Raw genomic sequence first — 11428 nt, 5'->3', positions numbered from 1 at the left:
GGATGTCAATAACCTAAAGTTATTGCTAAAAATAGATTTTAGCTAAGTGCATGATTAAAAATATAGTGAACCACTTGATAGCTAAAAAAGTATTGCTGGCTTTTATGACCTAAAATGGTTAGATCTAATCTTTAGAAAAAGAAAAACACCTTAATACATCTACTCAATATAGTACCCGTTTGTTAATACTTACAATGCTGGAAAGTCTAGTGCTATTGAGATGATTATCAGCAAGTGGCGGATATATAACTGATGTATTAAGGTTACACAGAGGCTGGTTCTTAAAAAATATTGCTAGGCTTTATTTTTATAATTCAGCGAGTAATACTTCTAGAGTAGAACCTATTGCCAGGATCTCGCCATCGGTATGTGGTAAACCATCAATTTCAAGTCCTATGGCAAGATTTCCTTCCTTTGAATTTCCAATAGGTATACTTAATCCAGGGAGTCCGATATTGCTCCCAGGATCAGTATTTTGAATGAGCTTCTGAAAGTTTTCAATTGAACTTGCTTCACCATTGGCTAGAGGGGCGACTATAGGTGAGGTTGGGAATACTAGCGCATTTAAATTATGCGCTTTGAATGTTTCTTCATAAAGGTTGAGCAATTGTGGTCTTAGCACGTGTATTGCTTTTTGATAGAGTGGTATAACAGAAGTAAGACAGCCCTCAGCGTTTGTAATTAATTCGGGAAGAATATTATTGATAAATAAAGCACGGACATCGGGACTCGCGATTTGATCAACTAAAGACTCTAGACCGATTTGCGTATATTTATTTAAATATTCAATAAGATCATACTTGCCCTCATAAATAACAATAGGAAAAGAAATTGCATGATTAAGTTCTGCTAGGCTGGGCATTTCTACAGGAATAATTTTAACGCCTGCTGATTTTAAACGTTCAATTGCGAGGCATGCTTGATGGTTCACTTCGTTATCTAGGTTTTCCCAGAAATATTGACTAACACCTAGTCTGATTTTGTGAGCTGGGATCGGGGCTTGAATAGCTTGTTGTGTAATAATATGATCAATTAAAGCGATATCTGAAACGGTGTGTGCCATTGGACCTGCAGTATCTCTGGTATGGGAAATGGGCGTAATCCCTTCTTGAACATATCGACCAACTGTTGGGCGAAAGCCTACACATCCATTTAATGCACAGGGTAATCTGACAGATGCTCCTGTGTCCGTTCCAATCGAGATAGGTACCATACCCGCAGCAACTGCAACAGCACTTCCAGAGGATGAACCACCAGAGATATGTAGTGGATTTCTTGCATTTCTAGTGCCAATTACATCAGTATGCTGTATTGCTAAATTATAGCCTGTAACACCAAATGCTAATTCATGCATATGTGCTTTTCCAACGACAATTGCACCTTGGTCAATGAGTTTTTGGATAATCGGAGCGGTAAGGTCAGGTCGATACTGGGCCAATGCACGAGTTCCAGCACTGTTCGTAAATCCAGCTACGTGAATATTGTCTTTAACAGCAATAAGCACTCCAATTAATGCAGGGCATTTTCTTCCTTCTAAAATGTGTTTATCCCAAAATTTTGCTTGTTGCAAAGCAGAATCTTGATCTACTGTTATAAATGCATTTAATGATTGCATTTTTTCAATATTAGAAAAATATAGTTGCAACAAACTTTCACATGAAATCTTTCTCTCTTGAATAAGATTAGATATTTCTTTCACAGATAAATTTAGTAAATTTAAATCTTGATTGAAATTTGTGCTTTTTTGATAGGTTGATACCATAACTTAAAATCCATTTAGCTTGTCATGGATTGAATTTAGTACCAATATCAACGTTTGGGTTATCCTCAAAATTAAGGATTGAATTTTTAGTGAATCATCAGAGCCATTTCAGTTCGATTATTACAACCTATTTTCCTCATCGCATTTTGAAGATGTGTTCTGACTGTTGTAAAACTAATTTTAAGTAAATTTGAAACATCTTTATCACTTAAGCCCTTAGATACTAAAATGACAATTTCTTGTTCTCGTGGTGTTAATAAATAACGTGTAGAAAGATCAATGGGTAAGGCATTACAAATATAAGGTTCAAGAATGTTTAATATTCTTTTCTCACGATCATTAAACATAATTGAATCAGATGCACGCCAAATTCTAAAATCTCCTAAATCAATATTATTGCGAAAAAAATAGATATTTAAACCATGGTATAAGCCATAGGGCTTTAAAAACTCATTGAAGTAAGCTGTTTTTTTTAAGGCAGAAAAGTTGATGATCTCATTTACAAATGTTGCTTTTTGCTGGTTACGAAGGAGGGAGGTAATCGGATCTGCATGTTGCCAAATACTTTCATAATCTTGTATAGCTTTTTGATCTATTCTCCACATAATCGCATGCTTGGACACACTATGTTTTGCATCCCATACATAAGATGCGGCAAAATCTGCTCGCAGTAAGGTGGCAACATCGACAAGAATATTTTTACGTAAATCATCTTTCCCTTGTTCTGATCCAAGTCGCCATAATATTTCAGTGAAAAGTTTAAACTCACTAGGAGTTAAATCTTGCTGTAAAAGCATAGTGACATTCCGTGTCCAGTGATAAATAGGCTTTATTGTACAAATCGTCACCTGAGTATTTATTCTGTTAAATACTGTTTAGATGAACAAACCTATAGCTAAAATATATCGAACAATTCATTTGTCAATCTATGAGGAATTTTTAAGCAATCATAGGAATATCATTTAATTAGATTTTTAGTCTTTATGTGTTTTTAATACTTTTAGTTACTCACCTATAATACGTTGATTAATTAAATAGGATGATGAGTAAAGTTAAGTGTAGACATTTAATATTATTTAGTGAGCCAGATTACTTCACCATGACTAACATCATAATAGAAAGATAAAATTGTTATGATTTGCTTAAGACGTGATTGATGCGGTTTAAGTAGATGTAGCATTTTTCAGTTAATGGTTTGATGTGACTGAGGATTGAATAGAGTAATTGAGACTGTTGAAAATGATAAAAGGATTAAATAGCCGCGATTTTAACTCGCTCAAAGACATATGATATTGGCTTTTTTAGAGAATGACTAATTTTATATTGAGCAATTTTAATATATTTATATTGTAGTGGATTTTTGTCTAAGTTATTGTTAGAAGTAAATGGGATTGATATTCGTGTGCTGTTTAATTGATATTAAGATAGAGTAAATGAAACTACCTCAGAAAATTAGAAATTTTATTGGAAATAATCGATTAATCGTTAACAAAGTTGGTCAATCACCTTCTGATGTATATTGCTTTGAACGAAATCGGGAAACGTTCTTCTTAAAAGTGTCTAGTGTGCAATATGCAACAACAACTTATAGTGTTGCGCGTGAAGCACAGATGATGCTTTGGTTAGCTGATAAGATTAACGTACCTGAGTTAGTATTCAGTGAAATAGATCAAAATTTTGAGTATATGTTAAGCAAGTCTATTGATGCTCAACCTATATCAGATTTGTCCTTAGCTCAATCCGAATTAATCATGCTTTATCAAGATGTATTAAGCCAGTTACGATCAGTACCTGTACAAAATTGTCCATTTAATTCAGATATCAATAGCCGTTTACAAGAATCCCAATACTTTATGGAGATTGGGTTGTTAAATCAGGTTGATGATGAAAATATTGATATAGAGCTATGGGGTGAGCATCAGAGTTATCTAGAACTGTGGACAGAGTTAAACAATCATCGTGTGAAAGAAAATTTAGTGTTTACACATGGAGATATTACTGACAGTAATATTTTCGTTGATCAGTCAAATAAGATTTATTTTTTGGACTTAGGACGCGCTGGCTTGGCAGATGAGTTTGTAGATATTGCCTTTGTTGAACGTTGTCTTCGTGAAGATGGTTCTGAAGAGAGTGCTCAGAAGTTTCTCAAACAATTAAGTTTTGATGACCTATCCAAACGTCAATATTTTCTAAAACTTGATGAGTTAAATTGAATCAAAGCGTATTTTATTGATCACTTATCAAATGAGAACCAAGTAAGTTTTTTAAAATATACCAATCACGCTGTCTTTTGAAATATGGGAAAAGCTATGCAATCATCTGTTTATTATCGTAAAGATATTCAAGATTGGGAAAAGCGCTGGTTTGCGCAAAATAATAGTGCATATGGTCTGATGCAGCAGGCAGCTTGGTCTTTATATACTCAGATTTCATTAATTTTTTTAGAACAACAGCAGAAAATCGGTAGAGTAGCCGTTTGCTGTGGGCAGGGTAATAATGCAGGTGATGGCTATTTGGTGGCTGCATATTTAAAACAAGCTGGCTTTGATATTGATGTCTATGCTGCTGAATTAGGTTCATCAGAGAATTTAAAAACAGCTTACCAATATGCTGAGGCTGAAGGCGTTAATATAATCGCAGGTTTTGACTTTGAGCAGAATTATGATTGTTATATTGATGCCTTATTTGGGATTGGTTTAGATCGTGCTTTGGATGGATATTGGCAAGGTATTATTTATAGTATTAATGATCAATCTGCTTTAAAAATTTCCATAGATATACCTAGTGGCCTACATGCTGATACAGGAAGAGCTTTACCTTGTGCAGTTAAAGCAGACTATTGTTTTACGCTTCTTGGTTTTAAGGCTGGTTTGTTTACAGGACAAGCAAAAGAATATACAGGGCAGTTGAAATTACTTGATTTGATCCCTCGTGATTCAAAGTTAAAAGAAATGGCACAACTGAGTTCTCTGAAAATAAATCTTGTGAAACGACAAGCCTTTGGTCATAAGGGAGATTATGGGCATGTATTAGTTGTGGGTGGTCATGCACAAATGGGAGGTGCAGTGATGATGTCTGCTGAAGCTGCTTCAAGTGCAGGAGCAGCAAAAGTGACGGTGGTATGTCATGGTAAACATCATACTGCTATTTTAAGCCGCGCCCCCAATTTGATGTTGCGTAATATTGACGAGATGAAGCAAAGTGATATTCGAGAATTACTTGAACAGGTCGATGCTGTAAGTTTTGGTATGGGATTGGGGCGTGATGTTTGGGCTGAGCAACATTATTTAACCTGGTTTACTGAATTAAATCAGTCTAATTTAGAAGTGGTTTATGATGCAGATGCTTTATGGTTTTTAGCTAAATATCCAGCGCATTTGAACTTAAATAGCTATGCGACACCACATCCGGGCGAAGCTGTAAAGTTACTTGGAAAAACAGTTGATGAAATTGAGTCAAACCGTGTTCTTACAATTCAGCAACTCCAAAATCGATATGCAGGACAATGGGTATTAAAGGGTTCAGGTAGTTTAATTTTGCAAGAGCAATTATGGATTTGTACTGCAGGAAATCCTGGGATGGCGACAGGTGGAATGGGGGATATATTAGCTGGGATGATTGCTAGTTTAAAAGCACAATTGCATGAGCATATTGAGCTGCATCAGATCGTTACATTGCATGCGCTTTCTGGAGATTCATTGGCGCAAAGCGGAATGCGAGGTATTCAAGCACAGCATATGATTCAAGCAATTTATAAGCAAGTGAACTTGCAATGAAGTTTATTGAATGAGTCGAGTATATGATCTAAAGATTGACATATTCCCTTACTTTCAATTTATTCATATGGAGGGATTCTAAAAGCATACGCTGTTAGGTGACTCCCTCTCATCTGTCACGTGTATTCTACTTCTTCGGATAATCTCCAGTATCTAGCCTCGATAGACAAAACAGTGTGATACATAGCCAATATAATATGTGATACGTTTAAATCTGCATTCGCAGCATGATTATATTGGACATGCTCAATTTCGTTTGACTCAGCTTCTTTTCTTTCGTTACAAAACCACATTGAAAGCATGATTAACAGGTGTATTAAGAATTCACATTAACACGTAAATTCTGTCTTCGTCTTTGCTGATACTTAAGCAGATTCGGCATCAGTACAATTTAGAAAATTGGTGAATAACTTAAAATTCGTAACAATCAGAAAATCAGAAGTCATTTTATCGATCTAAGTGCAAGTTTTTCCATGTCATGTTCTATGATCACATTCTTATTTTGCTGGATCTTGTGAAAGTGCACCACTTGAAAGAATTAAACAATATATGCAAAAGCAACAAGGCTAGCTATTCACAAAATTTATGTCCATCCTCACTCGGAAGCAGTCCTCTTTTGCCATAAGATAGGAGAGGTTCACCTACATTCTAGAGAGTATTGAACAAGATGGCCTAATAATTTTATTAATTTGGGGGACTGAAAATAATAAAAAGCTGATATTAATCATCTATTTTGGGTGTTTTTTGAGCTGTTGGTTTTTTATATTTTTTAAAAAATAAAATATAAAAATTAGTAAAATCAGTAATTAATATTTAACTTTTTATGACTTATTATTATTTTTCAAGATTCTGAATGTGAATTTCTATTCATGATATTGTGTGATGTGCATCACATTGTTATAATGTTTGCATAATATATGTCACGTAATTGGGCGGTGTGGGAAACTCGTTACTTGAGCATTAATAATCAAAAATAATTTACATAATGATCATAATATGAAAGAAATAATTCAGCGAAGACTCACCGTAACTGGTGAGTTTTTTTTATGTATTCATTTAATATCGATTAACGATCATTGATCGTAAAAACCTAAATTTTTATCTTCAAGCTTTGAGAAATAAACTGTTAGCAGAGATGGAGTTGAGTTGTTTTTGACATATTTGACATTACTAAGAGAGCAAAATGAAGAGTAAATTATTTTAATTTATCATTAAATTGATTTTATATGAATTATTGATATGGAATTTGTGTTGATATTAAAATACATGAATATAATGTGGTGGATATCTAATTGAGTATAAGTCAAATATAACACTGACGATGCTATATAATATTTATGATCGTTTCAAGTGTGCATAAGATCTAAATTATTGAGAGTATAAATTTTTACTTTTAAAAGATTTAATAGTTACACTAGTATAGTTGATTGTAATAATTTTTTTATAGAAAAAACATCAATTAAAAGTGAAAAATTATCATTTTATAAAATATACTCATATTGTCTAAAATATTAGTTTAAATGTTATTTGATTATTTTTAAGATCGAGGACAAAATGGCATTACAAGTTGGAAGTGTCGTTATATTTGTATTAGGTAGCCCAGAAATGATTGTATATAAAACTTCTAGTAAGAAAGTAAAATGTAAATGGTTCTGTCATGAAGGACGTTTACATCATTCAAGTTTTAATATAGGTGAACTAATTTTGACAGGGCAAAAATTTGACAGCGATCGACTGAGTACTCAGTTTAATTAAGTGTTTCAATGAATATATGGTTTTAGAGGAGTTGAATAGTGCTTTGTGATCTTGATTAGATAGATCAAGCTAAGAGCTATTTACATTAATGTACTTTTTGTATACAAAACCTCTAATTAAAAAAAAGTATTTCTAATTTTAACCATATGATTGTATTGAATATAATGGACTAGCGCATATTCCTTAAACACTTTTTATATTGAGAGCAATATGACATTAGAAGTTGGTAGTGTTGTGGTTTTTGTATTAGGTAGCCCTGAGATGATTGTATATTCTATGTCTGATACAAAGGTAAAATGTAAATGGTTTTGTACGCAGGGTAGGTTGCACCGATCTAGTTTTAATGGAAGAGAACTTATACCTACTGGTCAAAAGTTTACTATTGATCAACCGAAGTTGAAGTTAGTCGATGAAATCATTAGGAGTTAATTCCTATAGCATTGATCGTGGATTGAATTGATATTTGTATCGATTTGAATAGAAAATCTAGATCCCAGTAACTTAGTGTTATTGGGATTTTTTATAGAAATATTTTAGTCATATAACTAGCTGTAATTTTAAATAATTAATTAAAAATTAGATTTTGATAGATCTATTCTTTATTTAAATTATTCATTTTAAATTTAAATTGATCCTTATGTTTTCTTTTTATCCTAATGTATTAAGTAGAAAAATTTAAAAATTAAGGATTAGTCTTATAAAATCTAACTATTGATATAAACCTATTTGCGATATATAAATCAATTTTGAATATTTTAATTAAGTTTAACTTAATTTACTTTTTGTTTATTGTTGTATTTTTAAATTGAATTTATGTAAATATATTTTTCTGTAGATACTTAGTGTGGAATGAGAAAATATTTATTGTAAATAAAGTTAAGCCATTAGCTAGATATATGTTGTTGGCAATAGTGTTGTTTTGTATATTAAGCTGTTTTAAATATATAATTTAACAGCAGGTTTCTATGAAGATATAATCTGCGAAAAATGAATATGAAGGCTTATATGTTGCTTAACTATTTAAGTTGCGAAAAGATTGTAGTTCAAAGCAGTATAGAGACATACATATACCAGAAGCTATGTATTTTGAAGTAAATAACGTTGTGAAAAGTATATGCAAGCTTTGCAATGAAGCAGTACTTTCTTCATAAAATAATGCGGATTAACAGCAAAATTTAGCTATGTAAGATATAAAACTTTAACTGCCCTACTGATGTATTTCAGCGTATTTGAGTGACTGAGCAAATCATGTATACACGATAAAGCAATGACCAAGTTGGTTTTGGATATGCTGTATAAGAATAGCGAGCTAATCTTAAAAAATACAAGAACTACATAGGATCGTTATTTAAAAACTAAAATACGCTCAGCTTCAGGCTTCACTGTTTTTAGAAAAATAGTCGAGATAAAGTCGAATATATAGCATTTATTATCAATGAGTTTTAGTCTAAAGTAGTCAACAATATAAAGAGAATCTTATGTGATATGAGCATGTTGAAACAGTTTTGCGGTCAGGTGATTTTTGCTCTAGTGTTGAGTATGACTCAAAATACTGCACTAGCACATAAACTGGGATTTTATGAAATAAACATAAAGGCTTTACAAGGTAATGCATCCGCACAATATAATCTTGGTGTGATTTATGATCAGGGTCAAGGTGTAGTACAGAGTAATACTGAGGCTTTTAAGTGGTATGACCAAGCAGCCAATCAGGGTCATAAATCTGCACTCTATAATCTAGCTTTGATGTATGCCAATGGCCAAGGTATTCAACAAGACTATGCAAAAGTTTTTGAATTGATGAGCAAAGCAGCAGAACAGAATGATGCTGATTCACAGTTTTATTGTGGATTGATGTATGAAAATGGCCAAGGGGTAAATAAAGACACGAAAGTCGCGAATATGTGGTACTTAAAGGCTGCAAATAATGATCATAGTAATGCACAGATGACTTTAGCAAAGCATTATCTTAATGGCAGTAATGGCTTACCTAAAGATAAGACACAAGCCTTAATGTGGTTAAAAAAAGCTGCGAGCAATGGTCATGATCAAGCGAAACTTTTACTCAAGAGTTTAGGAGAATCTGTTTGATCAAAGGGACTAAGTATGTAATTTACTCAGATCTATGATTAAGCAATCCTGAGCATATATTAGATTTAATTTGGGGGTTATGAATGATCTGTATTTTTTATTGCAAGTTCCTTGGATCGTATTTTAATGACAGATTAGTAGCCTCAAAGTTGATTGTGGAACTCAGGCAGCAAGGGAAAAATTGATTGAATTAAACATGTTTTGAGTTTACATAGGCTTCAAGAGCAGCTCAATCACGCCACTCTTCGGATAAAAAATGTCCTCTGTTGTGTGAGATCATATTGAAAATTTTCAGCAATATAACCTGATTTAAACCGAGTTGTATAAATAAGTTCAATGTACGGTGAGAGAAGTATGTTGAGGTGATTGTGCCGAATAAAATCTTCAGCACTGAGTTTTAACATTAGATAAAATTCTTTTGATTTTGATTAATTTGCATATAAGAAGTGATGTAAAGCACGGCTAAACTTGAGTGGTTCAGTTAAAAGTGGAGTATGACCTGAACGTTTAAATAATATTGTATTCGCATTTTTAACTTTTTCCGCGATTTTAAGTTGGCCTTGTGCTGGGTATAAGGTGGATTGTTCGCCAATAAAAAATGTGGTTGGACAGTCTAATGTACTGATAGCTGTACGATAATCTTGTTGATGGTGTAGATAGTTGTTGATGTACCAAGCCATATAATCTAATCGTTGGATGGGCAATAAATGCTTTTGAAATTGAGGTTGTTTTAAGGCTATTTTAAAAAGCATAGGGCTTAGTTTGTTACTGTTTTGAAGCTCTATAAAATCAAGCCACATGGTCAATAATTGCTGACGAGGCTGCGGTGCGAGTTGTTGTAGTGTTAGATGATCTTGGTGTTCAGCTAAAAATGTAGAGAGTGCCTGTAATAACTCAATAAATTTAGAGTAGTTAGTACCAAATAAACCATAAGACCAACTACTGTCTGTTGAAATTTTTGGTGTTTGATCAATATGTAAGTAGCTTTTTAATTTACTTGATAAATTGCCATACTGCATGCCATGCATTGCTGTACTAGCACCCATTGAATAGGCAATAAGTTTAAAATGCTCTAATTTTAGTTGTTCAACCAAACACTCTATGTCGCGCCAGTGACTAGAAATTGCATCGAGTTGGTTTGGAATAGTGCAGTGTTTAGATCCACCAAAACCACGCCAGTCTGGGATAATAAAACGATGACCTTTTATACTGGGTAAAAGAAAGGGAAGCCATTGCCAACTTTGCATTCCTAACCCGGAAAGCACCAATACAGGATCACCTTGTCCAATTTCACGCACAAAGAGTTGAGTTTGATCAGGCATTGTATAATAAGGCATTAAGGCTTACTCCTTGATAACGAAAGGATCTTTTCTTTAGTTTAGAAAAGATGAGTATCAAATTATATGGGTACAGCACCAGATCAAATTTAATCAGGACTTAGAGCAGATGGGACTGGAGCTTATTTTGTCATTGCTAATACTAAACTTTAAACAGGCAAACGGCTACAGCCATTCGGTGGGCGAGTCGATTTAATTTCAGTACAGTTATTTAAGCGTAGCACTAAGACACAGTATTCCCTAGAAGGCTTTGATGATCCTCAATATTGACGATTATTTTTAAATAAAAATAACCCACCAAAAGACGTTCATGGTTGATGAAAAAATTACGTTAGCATTACAGTAATTTTATGAAAATTTAAGGTAAATGTTTAATTCACTAAAAAAGTCCGATCATACTTGTAGTGTAATTGGACATTTACTCTAAATTCGAGAGGGATAGCGATTCGATGCTGAGAATATGATCTAACCAAGATCACAAGATTTGATGATCGTTATAGTTTCATCTAAAAAGCTCTATGCACCACTTTTTACTTTAAAGAAACAGAGCAGTTTGGCAAGTTTCTAAATTGAAAATACGCATTAAATGAGCAAGTTAAATCTTCAAATAAAGCGCTAACGGTTTAGCCTTAATGACTTTTTTATCCAATGGAGCGTAAAACCTCACCGTTCAGGGTGAGGATATGAGCGACGGGTGTTAGCCACAA

The 11428-nt window shown here is 33.3% G+C and carries 7 protein-coding genes; 4 read left to right on the top strand and 3 right to left on the bottom strand.

Annotated elements, in window-relative coordinates; all coding sequences use genetic code 11:
* Window positions 1–307: 307 nt before the first annotated feature.
* Together iaaH and Aru01_RS16975 are read right to left on the bottom strand one after the other, a co-directional pair.
* Window positions 308–1762, bottom strand: a complete 1455-nt coding sequence (gene iaaH, locus Aru01_RS16980) for an indoleacetamide hydrolase (RefSeq protein ID WP_016656538.1) — start codon at window positions 1760–1762, stop codon at window positions 308–310.
* 86 nt (window positions 1763–1848) lie between these two features.
* Entirely contained in the window at window positions 1849–2559 is a 711-nt protein-coding gene (locus Aru01_RS16975) for a response regulator transcription factor (RefSeq protein ID WP_016656537.1), read from the bottom strand.
* A 636-nt stretch (window positions 2560–3195) separates the two neighbouring features.
* Here Aru01_RS16975 and Aru01_RS16970 point away from each other — a divergent pair.
* The 4 genes from Aru01_RS16970 to Aru01_RS16950 all read left to right on the top strand — a co-directional run bounded on the left by Aru01_RS16970 (window position 3196) and on the right by Aru01_RS16950 (window position 9384).
* Complete coding sequence (locus Aru01_RS16970; RefSeq protein ID WP_016656536.1) at window positions 3196–3975, top strand: aminoglycoside O-phosphotransferase APH(3')-VIIIb; 780 nt, start codon at window positions 3196–3198, stop codon at window positions 3973–3975.
* A gap of 96 nt (window positions 3976–4071) precedes the next feature.
* The gene (locus tag Aru01_RS16965) at window positions 4072–5538 is read left to right on the top strand and encodes a bifunctional ADP-dependent NAD(P)H-hydrate dehydratase/NAD(P)H-hydrate epimerase (protein WP_016656535.1); all 1467 of its coding nucleotides are present in this window, start codon (window positions 4072–4074) and stop codon (window positions 5536–5538) included.
* Between the two features lie 1554 nt (window positions 5539–7092).
* Window positions 7093–7293: a DUF2158 domain-containing protein gene (locus Aru01_RS16955; RefSeq protein WP_016656534.1), complete on the top strand. Its 201-nt coding sequence runs from the start codon at window positions 7093–7095 to the stop codon at window positions 7291–7293.
* Window positions 7294–8784: 1491 nt separating this feature from the next.
* A complete protein-coding gene (locus Aru01_RS16950) occupies window positions 8785–9384 on the top strand; it encodes a tetratricopeptide repeat protein (RefSeq protein WP_051145785.1) in 600 nt (199 codons plus the stop codon).
* A 428-nt stretch (window positions 9385–9812) separates the two neighbouring features.
* On the opposite strand, the gene Aru01_RS16945 is transcribed toward Aru01_RS16950, so the two are convergent.
* Entirely contained in the window at window positions 9813–10721 is a 909-nt protein-coding gene (locus Aru01_RS16945) for an alpha/beta fold hydrolase (protein ID WP_016656531.1), read from the bottom strand.
* Window positions 10722–11428: the final 707 nt, after the last annotated feature.

The organism is Acinetobacter rudis, from assembly GCF_000829675.1.
In the GTDB taxonomy this organism is placed as follows: domain Bacteria; phylum Pseudomonadota; class Gammaproteobacteria; order Pseudomonadales; family Moraxellaceae; genus Acinetobacter; species Acinetobacter rudis.
The sequence above is the reverse complement of the archived record's forward strand: the minus strand, read 5'-3'. Positions and strand labels throughout refer to the sequence as shown.